At 69.8% G+C, this 14,988-nt stretch carries 16 protein-coding genes; 12 read left to right on the forward strand and 4 right to left on the reverse strand.

The features are described 5' to 3' along the window. The first annotated feature begins 4 nt into the window (after positions 1-4). From EJI01_RS15245 to EJI01_RS15260, 4 genes are all read left to right on the forward strand, one after another. Positions 5-469 (forward strand): Spy/CpxP family protein refolding chaperone, encoded by a 465-nt coding sequence (locus tag EJI01_RS15245; RefSeq protein ID WP_126837999.1) that lies wholly within the window; start codon positions 5-7, stop codon positions 467-469. Further along, on the forward strand, positions 462-923 hold the full coding sequence (locus EJI01_RS15250) for a DUF4260 domain-containing protein (RefSeq protein WP_126838000.1): 462 nt from the start codon (positions 462-464) through the stop codon (positions 921-923). The genes EJI01_RS15245 and EJI01_RS15250 overlap by 8 nt, the downstream gene beginning before the upstream one ends. 67 nt (positions 924-990) lie before the next feature. Further along, the gene (locus EJI01_RS15255; RefSeq protein WP_126838001.1) at positions 991-1,677 is read left to right on the forward strand and encodes a response regulator transcription factor; all 687 of its coding nucleotides are present in this window, start codon (positions 991-993) and stop codon (positions 1,675-1,677) included. Beyond that, positions 1,674-2,969 carry a cell wall metabolism sensor histidine kinase WalK gene (locus EJI01_RS15260; RefSeq protein WP_260602472.1) on the forward strand — a complete coding sequence of 432 codons (1,296 nt, stop codon included), beginning with the start codon at positions 1,674-1,676 and terminating at the stop codon, positions 2,967-2,969. The genes EJI01_RS15255 and EJI01_RS15260 overlap by 4 nt, the downstream gene beginning before the upstream one ends. Here EJI01_RS15260 and EJI01_RS15265 read toward each other — a convergent pair. Next, a complete protein-coding gene (locus EJI01_RS15265) occupies positions 2,944-3,900 on the reverse strand; it encodes a helix-turn-helix domain-containing protein (protein ID WP_126838002.1) in 957 nt (318 codons plus the stop codon). The two genes, EJI01_RS15260 and EJI01_RS15265, sit on opposite strands and share 26 nt — an antisense overlap. A 163-nt stretch (positions 3,901-4,063) precedes the next feature. Here EJI01_RS15265 and EJI01_RS15270 point away from each other — a divergent pair, with 163 nt between their 5' ends. The 7 genes from EJI01_RS15270 to EJI01_RS15300 all read left to right on the forward strand — a co-directional run bounded on the left by EJI01_RS15270 (position 4,064) and on the right by EJI01_RS15300 (position 11,130). Next, entirely contained in the window at positions 4,064-5,254 is a 1,191-nt protein-coding gene (locus EJI01_RS15270) for an amino acid ABC transporter substrate-binding protein (protein WP_126838003.1), read from the forward strand. A gap of 1 nt (position 5,255) precedes the next feature. Next, positions 5,256-6,131: a branched-chain amino acid ABC transporter permease gene (locus tag EJI01_RS15275; RefSeq protein WP_126838004.1), complete on the forward strand. Its 876-nt coding sequence runs from the start codon at positions 5,256-5,258 to the stop codon at positions 6,129-6,131. Beyond that, positions 6,128-7,042, forward strand: coding sequence for a branched-chain amino acid ABC transporter permease (locus EJI01_RS15280; RefSeq protein ID WP_126838005.1), 915 nt, complete (start codon positions 6,128-6,130; stop codon positions 7,040-7,042). Before EJI01_RS15275 ends, EJI01_RS15280 begins: the two co-directional genes overlap by 4 nt. Beyond that, entirely contained in the window at positions 7,035-7,790 is a 756-nt protein-coding gene (locus tag EJI01_RS15285; protein ID WP_126838006.1) for an ABC transporter ATP-binding protein, read from the forward strand. The genes EJI01_RS15280 and EJI01_RS15285 overlap by 8 nt, the downstream gene beginning before the upstream one ends. Positions 7,791-7,801: 11 nt before the next feature. Next, positions 7,802-8,497: an ABC transporter ATP-binding protein gene (locus EJI01_RS15290; RefSeq protein ID WP_409513960.1), complete on the forward strand. Its 696-nt coding sequence runs from the start codon at positions 7,802-7,804 to the stop codon at positions 8,495-8,497. Positions 8,498-8,525: 28 nt separating this feature from the next. Then, positions 8,526-9,980, forward strand: coding sequence for an aldehyde dehydrogenase (locus EJI01_RS15295; RefSeq protein ID WP_126838008.1), 1,455 nt, complete (start codon positions 8,526-8,528; stop codon positions 9,978-9,980). Between the two features lie 109 nt (positions 9,981-10,089). Further along, entirely contained in the window at positions 10,090-11,130 is a 1,041-nt protein-coding gene (locus EJI01_RS15300; RefSeq protein WP_126838009.1) for an NADP-dependent oxidoreductase, read from the forward strand. A 5-nt stretch (positions 11,131-11,135) separates the two neighbouring features. Here EJI01_RS15300 and EJI01_RS15305 read toward each other — a convergent pair whose 3' ends face one another. From EJI01_RS15305 to EJI01_RS15315, 3 genes are all read right to left on the reverse strand, one after another. Continuing rightward, entirely contained in the window at positions 11,136-11,981 is an 846-nt protein-coding gene (locus EJI01_RS15305; protein WP_126838010.1) for a DMT family transporter, read from the reverse strand. A 63-nt stretch (positions 11,982-12,044) separates the two neighbouring features. Next, positions 12,045-12,743 carry a helix-turn-helix transcriptional regulator gene (locus EJI01_RS15310; RefSeq protein WP_126838011.1) on the reverse strand — a complete coding sequence of 233 codons (699 nt, stop codon included), beginning with the start codon at positions 12,741-12,743 and terminating at the stop codon, positions 12,045-12,047. A gap of 26 nt (positions 12,744-12,769) precedes the next feature. After that, positions 12,770-13,501, reverse strand: a complete 732-nt coding sequence (locus EJI01_RS15315; RefSeq protein ID WP_126838012.1) for a GntR family transcriptional regulator — start codon at positions 13,499-13,501, stop codon at positions 12,770-12,772. A gap of 93 nt (positions 13,502-13,594) precedes the next feature. Here EJI01_RS15315 and pcaB point away from each other — a divergent pair, with 93 nt between their 5' ends. Continuing rightward, on the forward strand, positions 13,595-14,971 hold the full coding sequence (gene pcaB, locus EJI01_RS15320) for a 3-carboxy-cis,cis-muconate cycloisomerase (RefSeq protein ID WP_126838206.1): 1,377 nt from the start codon (positions 13,595-13,597) through the stop codon (positions 14,969-14,971). Positions 14,972-14,988: the final 17 nt, after the last annotated feature.

Consider the following 14,988-nt stretch of genomic DNA (forward strand, 5'->3'; position numbering starts at 1 on the left):
TCTCATGAAACCCTGGTTCAAGCGTTCACTTTTCGGTGTTGCGGGCGCAGCGCTCGTCGCAGGCAGCCTCGTCGGCTGCGGTCATCGCCATGGCTGGGGCGGCGGCTCGGAGCAAGACCGCGCCGAGTTCCGCGCCCGCATGGTCGAGCGCGTGGGCAGCAAGCTCGATCTCGATGCTGCACAGAAGCAGAAGCTCGCGGTGCTGAGCGAGAAGCTGCAGGCCCAGCGCGCCGCCCTGCGCGGCGGCGGCGACCCGCGCGCCGAGTTCCGTGCCCTGTTCGCCGGGTCCAAGCTCGACCAGGAGCGCGCGAAGAAACTGGTGGAAGACAAGACCGCCGCTATCCAGGCCGGCAGCCCCGAAGTGATCGCGGCGGCGGCCGACTTCTTCGACAACCTGAACCCGGCGCAGCAGCAGAAGGTGCGCGAGTTCATGGAGCGTCGCGGCCGCCGCTGGAACCGCCATGGCTGATGCATCTGCGCCGCGCTTCGTCGCGCCGCGGGCGCCGCGGGCCGGCCAGGCCCCGATCGAAGGCTCGTCGTCCGGTGCCACGCTGGGCGGCGTGCGCATCGTGCTGCGGCTCGAAGGCCTCGTCGTGCTCGCGGCGGTCGCGGTCGCCTACATGCAGCTGGGCGCGAGCTGGGGCCTCTTCGCGATGCTGTTCTTGCTGCCCGACCTGTCCTTCCTCGGCTACCTCGCCGGTTCGCGCGCCGGTGCCGCTGCCTACAACGCCGCACATTCGTACATCGGTCCAATTGCGCTGCTGGCATTCGGCGCACTGGGCGAGACGTCACTCGCCCTCGCGATCGGGTTGATCTGGTGCGCCCACATCGCCCTCGATCGCGCGCTCGGCTACGGGCTCAAGTACGGCAGCGAGTTCGGCGCCACGCACCTGGGCCGCATCGGCCGCGCTGACCCATGGTGAGCACGGCGATCCGATGCCGGCGGGCCTGATCTGCAGCCTTGTGTTCGCCGGTATGCACAATCGCCGAATGCCCCGCATCCTGCTGATCGACGACGACGAGCACCTCGCCGCGCCGCTGGCCAGCTACTTCGCGCGCTTCGACTGCGCGCTCGAGAGCGCCACGCGGCCGAGCGAAGGGCTCGCCAAGCTGCGCGCCGGCCGCTATGACGCCGCCATCCTCGACGTGATGCTGCCCGAGATGGACGGCTTCGCGCTGTGCCGCGAGATCCGCAAGGAGAGCGACATCCCGATCGTGATGCTGACCGCGCGCGGCGACGTGATGGACCGCGTGGTGGGCCTCGAGCTCGGTGCCGACGACTACCTGCCCAAGCCGTTCGAGCCGCGCGAGCTGGTGGCGCGCGTGCAAACCATCCTGCGCAGGCAGCGCGCGCCGGCGCCGGCTGCGGCCACGCAGCGCCGCATATTCGAAGGCCTGTCGATCGACCTCGACAGGCGCGAGGTGCTGCGCCAGGGCGAGCGGGTGGAACTGACCGGCACCGAGTTCGAACTGCTGGCGCTCTTGGCCGACCAGCCCGGCAAGGTCTGGAGCCGCGACGACATCCTCAACCGCCTGCGCGGCCACGAGGCCGAGCTCTACACGCGCGCGGTCGACATCGTCGTGAGCCGGCTGCGCAAGAAGCTGGAGCCGCTGGACTGCATCAAGACCCTGCGCAACGCGGGCTACACGCTCGCCGTCGGCAAGGGCCCGCCGTGAGGCGCAGGCACGGCACGCCGCGCCAGTGGGGCCACCGCTGGCGCCATTCGCTGCGGCTGCGGCTGATCACCGTCTTCGTGCTGCTCGCGATGGCGATGGCGGCCGTGTTCCTGGGCGGCATGCAGCGCGCTTTCTCCAGCGGCTGGCGCGAGGCGGCGCAGCCGCTGGTGGCCGACTACATGGACCGGTTGGTGGCCGAGCTCGGCACGCCGCCCGATGTCGCGCGCGCCGAGGCGATGGTGACGCGGCTGCCGATCTCGATCCGCATCCAGGGCCCACAGGTCAATTGGGATTCGCATCCCCAGCGCCGGCAACGCGGCTTCGGCCCGCGCAGCGGCGACTGGCTCACGCGCAGCACCGCCGACGGCCACCGCGTGAGCTTCGGCCTCGGCACCCTGCCGTGGCAGCGCGAGCCGCACGGCATCGGCTGGATCACGCTGGCGCTGCTGCTGGGCCTGATCGTGCTCGCCTACGTCTATGTGCGCCGGCTACTGCGGCCGCTCGACGACATCCGCGCCGGCGCCGAGCGCTTCGGCCGCGGCGCCTTCGACCAGCCGATCCCGCTGCGCCGGCGCGACGAACTGGGCGACCTGGCCCAGCGCATCAACACCATGGCGCACGACATCCAGGCCATGCTCGACGCCAAGCGCGCGCTGCTGCTGGCGCTGAGCCACGAACTGCGCTCGCCGCTCACGCGCGCGCGCCTCAATGCCGAGCTGCTGCCGGCCACGCCCGAGGGCGAGACCGAGCGCGCCGCGCTCCTGCGCGACCTGGCCGAGATGCGCGACCTGATCAGCGACCTGCTCGAAAGCGAGCGCCTGGCCAGCCCGCATGCAGCGCTGCAGCGCGAACCGGTGGATCTTGCGGCGCTGGTGCGCGAGCTGGTGGCCGAACATCCCGGGGGTGGGCACGTCGTCCTGGAACTCGCAGAAAAACTGCCGGCGCTGCCGCTGGACCGCCTGCGCATCCGCCTCCTGGTGCGCAACCTGCTCGACAACGCGCTGCGCTACGGCGCCGAAGCCGCCGAGCCGCCGCACATCGCGCTGCGCGCGGCAGGGCAGGGCGGCCTCGAGCTGGAGGTGCGCGATTTCGGGCCCGGCGTCGACCCGGAGCAGCTCGAGCGTCTGACCGAGCCGTTCTACCGCACCGACAGCGCACGCCAGCGCGCCACCGGCGGCGTCGGCCTCGGGATGTACCTGTGCCGGCTGGTGGCCGAAGCGCATGGCGGCACGCTGCGCGTGCGCAATGCGCAGCCGGGCCTCGCGGTCAGCGCCGTGCTGCCTGGCGCCTGAACTCGCTCGGGCTGCCGCCGGTGTGTTCGCGGAACACGCGGCTGAAATGCGAGAGGTTGGAAAAGCCGGAGGCAAGTGCGATGTCGGTGATCGGCCGTGCCGCGTTGGCCGGGTCCACCAAGTCGCGGATGCAGCAGGCCAGGCGCTGGTGCAGGATGTAGCCGGCCAGCGTGTCCTCGTCCCCGGCGAAGGCGTTGTGCAGGTGTCGCTTGCTGCAGCGCAGCGCCTGCGCGATGCCGTCGATGGAAAGCGCGGGGTCGCGCAGATGCTGCGCCACGTGCTGGCGGATGCGGTCCTTCAGCGCTTCGCGCTGGCTGCGCGGCGTCTCCTGGCCGGCCAGCTCCATCAGCGACAGCCGCACCAGCTGGATGATCAGCTCGCCCGCGCCGCGCGCCGCCGCTTCGCTCATGTACGGCAGCTCGAGGTAGGTGTTGCGCATGGTCTCCAGCGCCACGCGCGAGATGCCGCTCGCGCCGCCCACGCGGCGCGCCACCAGCTCGCCCAGCGGCAGGTCGGGCACCGCCAGCTGGTCCTTGGGCAGCATCACGATCAGGTGGTCGCTGCGTTCGGGGTTGGCGACGGTGTAGTCGGCGGTGGTGTCGTAGAGCGTCCAGCCGCCGGTGCGCACCGAGGCCTCGCGGCCGCGCTGCGTCACCGCGGCCGAGCCCTGCCAGGGCGCGACGATCTTCAGGTAGGCGGCCTCGCTGCTGCGCGCCATCTGCGGGGTGCGCAGCACGCGGTGCCGGTTGGCTTCCAGTCGCGTGAGGATCACGTCGCCGGCATGCGAGGCCGCGATGTGGCCGTCGAATTCGCTGTCGCCGTAGAGTTCGGAATCGAGGCCGCCGAAATGGCGCCAGACCCATTCGCGCCAGACCGGTGCGCGCTCGCGCGGCGGGATTTCGTCGGTCGACAGCAGCAGGGAGGCGGTCATGCGTCTATTGTCCGGCGTGCCGAGCTTGGCGGGCTTTGCGGGTTAACCACTAGCGGTGTGCACGCTGCGTCAAATGCTTTGTGCGCAGCGGGCACAGCGGCGCAGGGCTGCGCTTCCTACGATCACGGCATCGGACGCAAACGACGCCCGCAAGGAGACTCGCATGCCAAACGCCAATCGCCGCCGCTGGATCCAGCAAGCCGCCACCGCCGTCGGCGCCGCTGCCGTCGCGCCGCGCCTGTTCGCGCAGGGTGCGCCGGTGAAGATCGGCTATGCCATCGCCCGCACCGGCCCCTGGGCGGCCGGCGCGCAGGTCAGCCAGGAGCCCAACTACCTGCTGTGGGCCGAGCAGGTCAATGCGGCCGGCGGGCTGTCGGTGAAAGGCGCGAAGCGGCCCATCGAGCTCGTCGGCTACGACGACCGCAGCGAGACCGAGACCTGCGTGCGCACCTTCGAGAAGCTGATGGGCAGCGACAAGGTCGACCTGATCCTGCCGCCCTGGGGCTCGGGCGCCAGCTTCGCCGTCGCGCCGCTGGCCAACCGCTTCGGCTATCCGATGCTGGCGCCGACCGCGCTGTCGCGCAAGTTGATCGACATGCAGCTGCCGTACTTCTTCTCGCTGCTGCAGCAGCCCGACAAGATGATGGGCGCGCTGGTCGACATGCTGGTCGCGAACGGCGTCAAGAGCATCGTCATCGTCTATATGGACGACCTGTTCGGGCTGGAAAACTTCGCCGCGCTGAATGCCGCGCTCAAGAAGACGAGCATCCAGGTGCTGGAGCGCAAGAGCTACCCGCTGGGCGTGAAGGACCTGGCGCCGGTGCTGCGCACGATGAAGGACATGAACCCGGATGCCTTCATCGGCATCACCTACCCGCCCGACACCATCCTCGCGAGCCGCCAGGCGCGGGAGGTGGGCTTCAATCCGAAGTACTTCTACGCCTCGGTCGGCACCGCCTTCCAGCTCTACAAGAACGTGATGGCAGCCAACACCGAGGGCGTGATCGGCATGGGCTCGTGGAACGCCAAGACCAGTCCCGAGGCCAAGGCGTATTTCGATGCGCACACCAAGAAGTTCGGCAAGGAGCCCGACCGCTGGGCCAGCGGCCATTGCTGGGCCGGCCTCGAGATCCTGCAGCAGGCGGTGGCCAGGGTGGGCCTGGACCGCAAGGCGCTGCGCGAGCAGATCGCGAAGAACGAGTTCAAGACCATCCTCGGGCCGATGCGCTTCGAGGGCAGCGAGAACGCATCGATTCCCGGCACTGTGGCGCAATGGCAGGGCGGCGAGTTCGAGGTGGTGTGGCCGAAGAACCGTGCGACCGCACAACTGATGCCGAAGCCGGCCTGGAAATAGCGTGTCCCTTACTGGATGGGCCGAGCTCCTGGCCGGCGGCTTGATCACGGGCGGCATCTATGCGCTGGTCGCGATCGGCCTGAACCTGCAGTACGGCCTGATGCGCATCATGAACATCTCGCACGGCGAATTCCTGATGCTCGGCGCCTTCCTGACCTGGTGGGCGCACACCGCCTGGGGCATCTCGCCGTTGGTCTTCCTGCCGGCCGCGTTCGTGGTGCTGATGGGGATCGGCATGGCGGTGCACCGGCTGTGCTTTCGCCAGGTCGCGGCACGCGCGCCCAGCGTCGAAGTGTTCGAGGCGCGCAGCCTGATGGTCGGCTTCGGCCTGATGTTCTTCGTGCAGAACACGGCGCTCCTGATCTGGGGCGGCGACCTGCGCGGCTACGACTACTTGGCCGAGCCGGTGCAGATCGCAGACATGCGCTTCACCGTCAACAAGCTGGTGCTCTTCGGCATCGCGCTCGCCCTGAGCCTGGTGCTCATCGCGCTGCTCAAGCTCACGTTGCTGGGCAAGGCGGTGCGCGCGCTGATGCAGTCGCCCGTCGGCGCGCAGCTGGTGGGCATCAACACGAAACGGCTGCATCCGGTGATGTTCGGCATCGGCCTCGGGCTCTCGGGCGTGGCCGGCGCACTGCTGTCGATGACCTACGAGATCTCGCCCTCGATGGGCGAGCCCTACACCGTGACCGCGCTGATCGTCATCACCCTCGGCGGCTTCGGCAGCATCGCAGGCAGCCTGGTCGGCGGCCTGCTGCTGGGCGTGGTCGAGGCGCTGGGTATGCATTTCACCAGCCCCTCGTTCAAGATGCTGCTGTCCTATGCGGTGTTCATCGGCGTCCTGATCTGGCGCCCCAACGGCCTGTTCTCGCGATGAAGGTTGCGCTCGCCAAGAGGCCCTGGCTTTGGCTCTCCACCGGGCTGCTGCTCGCGGCCAGCGTGCCATGGCTGGCTTCTGAATTCGTGAGCGCGATCGCGCTGAGCTGCCTCATGTACATCGCGCTCGCCGCCAGCTGGTCGCTGTTCTGCGGCGCGACGCGCTACCTCTCGCTCGCGACCTCCGCTTTTTTCGGGCTCGGCGCGTATGCCAGCGCGACGCTGCTAGGCGTGCTGCCGTGGCCGTTGGTGATCCTCTGCGGCGCGGCCGTGGCGAGCGTGGTCGCGGTCGCGATGGGCGCAGCGGTGCTGCATCTGCGCGGCACCTACTTCGCAGTGCTGACCTTCGGCATGACCGAGCTGATCCGCCATGCCGTCACCTTCGTCGAGAAGCAGGTCTCGGGCACCGTGGGCCGCGTGCTCACGGTCGTGCCCTCGAACGAGACGGTGTACCTCACGGTGCTCGCGATCGCCGGTGCCGCGATCGCGACTGCGATTCTCGTCAAGCGCAGCCGCTTCGGCCTCGCGCTCGCGGGCATCGGCGCCGACGAGCAGCGTGCGCAGACGCTCGGGGTCGACACGCGCCGCATCAAGATCGCGGGCTTCGCGCTCACTGCCGCCTTCGCCGGTGCGGCCGGTGCGGCCATGGCGGTGCGCTGGACCTACATCGAGCCGGCCGCCGTGTTCAGCCCCTTCATCGGCTTCCAGACCGTGTTGATCGCGCTCATCGGCGGCGCAGCCAGCATCGGCGGGCCGATCGTCGCGGCGGTCGTCTTCAGCCTGCTGGCCGAGACGCTGCGGCTGCAACTGCCTTACGGCTACATGATGGTGCTGGGCCTCCTGTTGATCCTGTGCGTGATGTATCTGCCGAACGGGCTGGCGACGCTGTGGCAAAGGCAGAGAAATGAATGACGCGGTGATTCCTCTGCTCGAAGCCCGCGCGCTCACCGTGCGCTTCGGCGGCCTCACGGCGGTCGATGCGGTCAGCGCGCGCCTGCATGCGGGCGAGCTGGTCGGCATCATCGGGCCCAACGGCGCCGGCAAGACCACCTTTTTCAACGCCATCTCTGGCGTCATCGCGCCGACCTCCGGCAAGCTGCTGGTGCAGGGCACCATCGATCTCACCGGCCGCGGCCCGCACCACTACGCGGCGCACGGCATCGCGCGCACCTTCCAGACGCCGCGCGTCATGGCCGAGATGACGCTCGCCGACAACGTGCGCTTCGGCATGCAGTTCGCGGGGCGCCATCGCACGCCGATCGCGGGGTTGAAGAGCGAGGGCGACATTCTCGACATGCTGGGCCTCGGCACCCTGGCCGATCGCCTGGCCGCCGACCTCACGCCTTCGCAGCAGCGGCTGCTGGAGATCGGCATGGCGCTCGGCACGCGGCCGCGCGTGCTGCTGCTCGACGAAGTGGCGGCCGGTCTCACCGAGGCCGAGCTCGATGCGATGGCGCGGCGCATCCGCAGCCTGCGCGACGCGCATGGCCTCACCGTCGTGTGGATCGAGCACGCGGTGACCACGCTGCTGCGCTATGTCGAGCGCGTGCTGGTGCTGCACCAGGGCCGCAAGATCGCCGACGGATCGCCGGCCGAGGTGGTTCGCAATGCCGAAGTGGTCGAGGCCTATCTGGGCGACGAGATGGAGGGCCAGGCGTGAGCGCTTCGGGAATGCATGTCCGCGGGCTGGCGGCCGGCTATCACGGCTTCCAGGTGATCCAGGGACTCGATCTCGACGTGCTGCCCGGCATCACCGTCGTGCTGGGCCCCAATGGCGCCGGCAAGACCACGCTGCTGAAGGCGCTCGCCGGCCTGCTGCCGCGTGCGGGTGAGCTGCTGCTCGACGGCGCGACGCTGCCTCCCAACGACGCCACGGCCTGCGTGCGCCAGGGTCTCGCGCTGGTCGCCGAAGGCCGGCAGCTCTTCCCGCAGATGAGCGTGACGGAGAATCTCGAACTCGGCGCCTGGCTCGCACCCGCGCGGCTGCGCAGCGAGCGACTGGCGCGTGCCTTCAACGACTTTCCGCGCCTGAAGGAACGGGCCGCGCAGCTGGCCGGCACCATGAGCGGCGGCGAGCAGCAGATGGTGGCGGTGGCTCGCGCCATGATGAGCGGCCCGCGGCTGCTGATGCTCGACGAGCCCTCGCTCGGCCTCGCGCCGCGCATGGTCGACGAGCTGCTGGCCATCGTGCGACGCATCGCGGCCCAGGGCGTGACCGTGCTGATGGTCGAGCAGAACGTGCGCAAGGCGCTCATGGCGGCCGACCGCGGCTACGTGCTCGAACGCGGCCGCATCGTCGCTTCAGGCGATGCGAAGACGCTGCTCGACTCCGACGTGATCCGCCAGGCCTACCTCGGCGTGGCCTGAACCCCTTTTCTTTCTGGAGCACCCTCGCATGACCGCCACCATTTCCATGCTCATCGACGGCGAGCGCCGCTCGGCGGCGAGCGGCGCCACCTTCGAGCGCCGCAATCCGCTGGACGACAGCGTCGCCACCGTCGCGCCCGCAGCCACGCCCGCGGATGCGATCGCCGCGGTCGATGCCGCGGCGCAGGCCTTTGCCGGCTGGTCGCAGACCGGACCTGGCGAGCGCCGTGCGCTGCTGCTGAAGGCCGCACAGGCGCTCGAGGCGCGCACCGATGCCTTCGTGCAGGCCATGGCGCGCGAGACCGGCGCCTCGGCGATGTGGGCCGGCTTCAATGTCCATCTCGCGGCCGGCATCCTGGTCGAGGCCGCGGCGTTGACCACGCAGATCGGCGGCGAAGTCATTCCTTCGGACGTGCCGGGCAGCCTCGCGATGGGCGTGCGGCAGGCTGCCGGCGTGGTGATCGGCATCGCGCCGTGGAACGCGCCGGTGATCCTCGGCGTGCGTGCCATCGCGACGCCGCTGGCCTGCGGCAACACGGTGGTGCTGAAGGGCTCGGAGCTGTGCCCGCAGACCCATGCGCTGATCGTGGAGGCGCTGAACGAGGCCGCGCTGCCGCCCGGCGTGCTGAACTTCGTCACTAACGCGCCGGCCGATGCGGGCGCCGTGGTCGAGGCCATGGTCGCGCATCCGGCAGTGCGCCGCGTCAACTTCACCGGCTCGACCAAGGTCGGCCGGATCATCGCGCAGACCTGCGCCAAATACCTCAAGCCGGTGGTACTCGAACTCGGCGGCAAGGCGCCGCTGGTGGTGCTGGACGATGCAGACATCGATGCGGCGGTGAACGCGGCCGCCTTCGGCGCTTTTGCCAACTCGGGCCAGATCTGCATGTCGACCGAGCGCATCGTGGTCGATGCGGCCGTCGCCGACGAATTCGTCGCGAAGTTCGCGGCCAAGGCGCAACGCCTGCCGCTGGGCGACCCGCGCGAGGGCCCGGTGGTGCTCGGCTCGGTGGTCGACCGCAGCACCGTGACCCGCTGCAACGCGCTCATCGACGACGCGCTCGCCAAGGGCGCCACGCTGGTGTGCGGCGGCCGCGCCGACAGCACGCTGATGCCGGCCACGGTGCTCGACCATGTGACGCGCGAGATGCAGATCTACCGCGAGGAATCCTTCGGGCCGGTGAAGGCGGTGGTGCGCGTGCGCGGCGTCGAGGAGGCGGTCGCCACCGCCAACGACAACGAGTTCGGCCTTTCCTCGGCCGTGTTCGGGCGCGACGTCGCGCGGGCCTGGAATGTGGCGCGCCGGATCGAGGCCGGCATCTGCCATGTGAACGGCCCCACGGTGCACGACGAGGCCCAGATGCCCTTCGGCGGCGTCAAGGCCTCGGGCTACGGGCGCTTCGGCGGCAAGGCAGGCGTGGAAGCCTTCACCGAGCTGCGCTGGATCACGGTGCAGACCACGCCGCGGCACTACCCGTTCTAGCTAGGGCCTGTTGAGAGGCCCCAGCTGGTGTCGCCTGCGCTACCGGCTTGCGCGGGAGGCGGGGCTACGATGCCCTCCCGCAGACAAGCAGCAGCAGGAGACACCCCCCATGAGCAGCACGTTCACCAACCACCAGGTCCGCCTCGCCAAGCGCCCCGAAGGCGCGGCCACGCGCGACAACTGGCAGTTCACGACCGAGCCGGTCAGCGAGCCGGCCGAAGGCGGTGTCCTGGTCAAGACCCTTTCGCTGTCGCTCGACCCCGCGATGCGCGGCTGGATGAACGAGGGCAAGAGCTACATCGCGCCGGTCGAGATCGGCGCCGTCATGCGCGCCGGCGGCATCGGCCGCGTGATCGCCTCGCGCAACCCGGCCTTCGCGGTGGGCGACACGGTCTACGGCACGTTGGGTGTGCAGGAATACATCCTGATTCCACAGGAAGAGATCAAGCGCAGCGGGCTCACCAAGATCGACCTGCGCGCCGGCTCGATCACGCAATGGCTCAACGTGCTCGGCATGCCCGGCATGACCGGCTATTTCGGCCTGATGGACATCGGGCAGCCCAAGCCCGGCGAAACCGTGGTCGTCTCGGGCGCCGCCGGCGCGGTCGGCCAGACGGTCGGCCAGCTCGCGAAGATCAAGGGCTGCCGCGCCGTCGGCATTGCCGGCGGGCAGGAGAAGTGCGACTGGGTGGTGAAGGAGCTCGGCTTCGACGCCTGCATCGACTACAAGGCCGGCCCGTCGGCCGTGCGCGATGGCCTGAAGGTCCATTGCCCCAAGGGCATCGACATCTACTTCGACAACGTCGGCGGCGAGATCCTCGATGCCGCGCTGGCGCGGCTCGCGCGCGGCGCGCGCATCATCATCTGCGGCGCCATCAGCCAGTACAACAACGCCAACAGCGCACCCGCGCAGGGCCCGAAGAACTACCTGAGCCTGCTGGTGAACCGGGCGCGCATGCAGGGCATGGTGGTGTTCGACTATGCCGATCGCTACCACGAGGCCGTGGCCGAGATGGCGGCCTACCTGAAGGACGGCCGCATGAAGAGCCGCGAAGACGTGGTCGAAGGCATCGACAATTTCCCGGAAGCGCTGACGCGCCTGTTCACCGGGCAGAACTTCGGCAAGCTGGTGCTCCAGGTCTCTGGTTGATTTGTCTAGCGCGCGCGTGACCCCATCACCGCGGCCGAGATGATCAAGGCCGCCGCGAGCGCGATGGTCCAGCTCAGCGGCCGCGCCGTGACCACCAGCAGCAGCGCCGTCGAGGCGAGCGGCGTGATGTAGCTCAGGATGCCGATCTGGCGCACGTCGCCGCGCTTGAGCGCCATGTCCCAGAGAAAGAAGGCTGCGCCGAGCGGGCCCAGCCCACACAGCGCGACCAGCAGCCAGTCGCGCGAAGTGAGCGCCGCTGCCGGCTCCAGCAGTGCGTGGCAGGCGAGCGAGAGCGCGCCCGACACCAGCCCGAAGAGCCCGATGGCCGTGGTCGGGAACGCACGCACGCGCCGCGTCCACAGCGAATAGCTGGCCCAGATGAACGCCGAGCCGAGCGCGGGCACGAAACCCCAGTACGCACCGCCGGCCGCGGCTTCGGCGCCGCTGCGCGCGCCGAGGATCGCGATCGCGGCGCCCGCGAAGCCCAGCAGCGCCGCGGCCACATGCAGCGGCCGCAGCCACACGCCCGGCAGCAGCGCCGGCGCCAGCACGACCATGAGGAGCGGCCACAGGTAGTTGACCAGGTTGGCCTCGACCGGCGGCGCGTGCCGCAGCGCGATGAAGAGCAGGAAGTGGAAGCCGAACAGGCCGTAGACGCCGAGCGCCAGCGTGCGCGGCGGCACGGCCCAGGCCCGGCGGTCGCGCAGCACGGCCGGCCAGCTCATGACGCTGCCGATCATCAGCGCGAGGCCGGTCAGCAGGAAGGGCGGCAGATGCGAGAGCGAAGTGCCGAGCGAGGCGAGTGTGCCCCAGAGGGCGATGGCGGCGAGTGCGTACAGGGTGGCGGACATCGGTCGAGCTTAAGCGGCCGACTCGTCGCGCGACGACGGTTCGTCGTCGGGGAACGACGGTCTTCAGCTTTTTCGCAGCGCGGCCGTGAGCGCCGAAGGCGAGCGGTAGCCGGCGCGGCGTGCGGTCTCCGCGACGCTCATGCCGCCGCTGCGCAACTGCCGTGCCTGCAGCAGCCGCTGGCTCCGCAGCCATTGCATCGCGCCCATGCCTTGCTCATTGCGGCAGCGCTGGGCGAACTGACTGGGGCTCAGGCACGCGACCGCCGCGAGGTCGGCGACGCTCAGGGGCCGATGCCAGCGCGCTTGCGCCCATGCGGCGAGGGCCGGCCAGTCGATGGCGCGCCGGCGGCCATTCGGAACGACGGGGCCCCAGGCCTCCAGCAGCAGCGCCGGCGCGTGATGCAGCGCCGTCGCGGGCGGCGAAGCCTGCGTCACGCACAGCGCCAGGTAGCGCGCCAGCGACAGCAGCTGCGGTGCCATCGGCGCCCGGCCCGCGCACTGCGCCCACAGGTCCTGCGTGGTGTCGAGCACGAGGCAGCGGCTGCCGGCGCGCGATTCGAAGTCGTGGCGATCGCCGGGCGTCACCACCCAGCCCTCGCCGGCGCCGATGCGCCGGCCGCGTCCCTCGATCTCCAAGTCCAGCACGCCGTCGAGTCCCACCAGCACCTGGAAGTGCTCGTGCGCATGGCTGCCGCGCGAAGCGCCGTAGCGCCGCAGCGAAAGACCGTGCGAAGGCGACGAGGACGTGCTGTTGAACTGCATGGGGAGGGCGCCGATTTTCCTCCCGTTCAGCCGGCCGCGCGCTGCAACCGCATGGTGAGCGAGAAGCGATCCGCCGGATGGACGGTGACGGTGACGTCGATCGTGCCGCCGTCGGCGTCGAGGTAGCGGCGCACGATCTGCATGGCCGCCGATCCGGCTTCCACGCCCAGCTGCCGCGCCATCGCCGCCGGCACCGCCAGCGCCTGCAACTGCTGCACGATCTCGACCACGCGCCGGCCGTACTGCTGCTCGATCAAGGTGCTGACCAGCGTCTCGGGCGAATCGCGCACCCGCTCCACCAGCGCCGTGTAGGCCGGGTCCATGTACAGGTCGGTCCAGCAGATCGGCAGCTCCGGCTGCTCTTCGTCCATCCGCAGGCTGGAGATGCGCAGCCAGGCGGTTCCTTCCGGGCAGCCGAGCAGGCGCGCCAGCGCGCCCTTGGACTCGACCGTCTCGACCTCGCGCACCACCCGCACGTGCGTCGCGCCGAACTGCACCACGTCCTCGACCGAGGCCAGCGACTGCTGGAAGCCGACCTGCGGCGTCGCCGACTCCACGCGCGTACCGACGTTCTTGCGGCGCGACACCAGCCCCAGCTGCTGCAGCTCCTGCAAGGCGGCGCGCACCGTGTGCCGGCTGGTCTTGTAGTGGTCGCGCAGCTCCATCTCGGTGGGCAGCAGCGCGCCCACCGGGTAGTGACCCGAGGTGATGCCTTCCTTGAGGTGCAGCGCGATATCGGAGAAGCGGGGCTTGTTCATCGTGGGCGTGATTCTGAGGCCCGGGGTAAATACCGAGTCGTGTTTATGTTCGGACATATTAAAGTCAATATGTCCGAACATATTAAGGCCGACATGTCCTCTTCATCCGTTCCGATGGCCAGCACCGTCGTCGATTCGATCCTGTTCCGCGACGCCTTCGGCACCGCGAAGATGCGCGCGCTCTTTTCCGACCGCGCACTGATCCAGCGCTACATCGATGCCGAGGTCGCGCTGGCGAAGGCCGAGGCGCAGGTCGGCGTGATCCCGCGGGAGGCGGCCGAAACGATTTCGCGCGAATGCACCATCGAGCGCATCGACTTCGACCACATGCGCGAGGAGACCGACATCGTCGGCTACCCGATCCTGCCGCTGGTGCATCAACTGGTGGCGATGTGCGGCGAGGCCGGCCGCTACGTCCACTGGGGCGCGACCACGCAGGACATCATGGACACCGCGGTCGCGCTGCAGGTGCGCGATGCGCTCGACAGCGTCGACGCCGACATCCGCGAGCTGCGTGCCATCCTGGCCGGCCTCGCGAAGAAGTACCGCGACACGCCGATGGCCGGCCGCACCCACCTGCAGCAGGCCCTGCCCGTGACCTTCGGCTACAAGGCCGCGATCTGGCTCGCGATGTTCGATCGCCACCAGCAGCGGCTGGCCGAGCTGCGCCCGCGCGTCGCGCTGGTCGAGTTCGGCGGCGCCGCCGGCACGCTGGCTTCGCTCGGCGACAAGGGTTTCGAAGTGCAGCAGGCGATGGCCGATGCGCTCGGCCTGGGCGTGCCCGCCACCACCTGGCACGTGGCGCGCGACGGCTTTGCGGAGGCGGTGAACCTGCTGGCGCTCGTGACCGGCTCGCTCGGCAAGATCGCGCTCGACATCATGATCATGGCCTCGACCGAGTTCGCCGAGGTCTACGAGCCCTTCGTCAAGGGGCGCGGCGCGAGCAGCACGATGCCGCAGAAGCGCAACCCGATCTCCAGCGAACTGATGCTGGCCGCGTCGAAGGCGGTCCGGCAGCACGCCGGCCTGATGGTCGACGCGATGGTGCAGGACTTCGAACGCGCCACCGGCCCGTGGCATGCCGAGTGGATCGCGATCCCCGAGAGCTTCATCCTCACGGCCGGTGCGCTGCACCAGGCCAAGTTCGCGCTCGGCGGGCTGGTCGTCGACGCCGAGCGCATGAAGCACAACCTCGGTATCAGCCGCGGCCTGATCGTCGCCGAGGCGGTGATGATGGGCCTGGCGCCCCACTCCGGTCGCCAGCAGGCGCACGACCTGGTCTACGACGCCTGCCGCACGGTGAACGAGAAGGGCGGCACGCTGGCCGAGGCGCTGGCCGCACTGCCCGCAGTCACGAAGCACTTCGACCGCGGCGCGATCGAGCGCCTGACCGACCCCGCCAACTATCTCGGCCTCGCGCCGCAGATGGTGGATCGCGCGCTCGCGCTGTCGGCGAAGGCGCAGCACTGAATTCCCCAGACCCCTTC

The organism is Variovorax sp. MHTC-1 (genome assembly GCF_003984645.1).
Taxonomy (GTDB): domain Bacteria; phylum Pseudomonadota; class Gammaproteobacteria; order Burkholderiales; family Burkholderiaceae_C; genus Variovorax.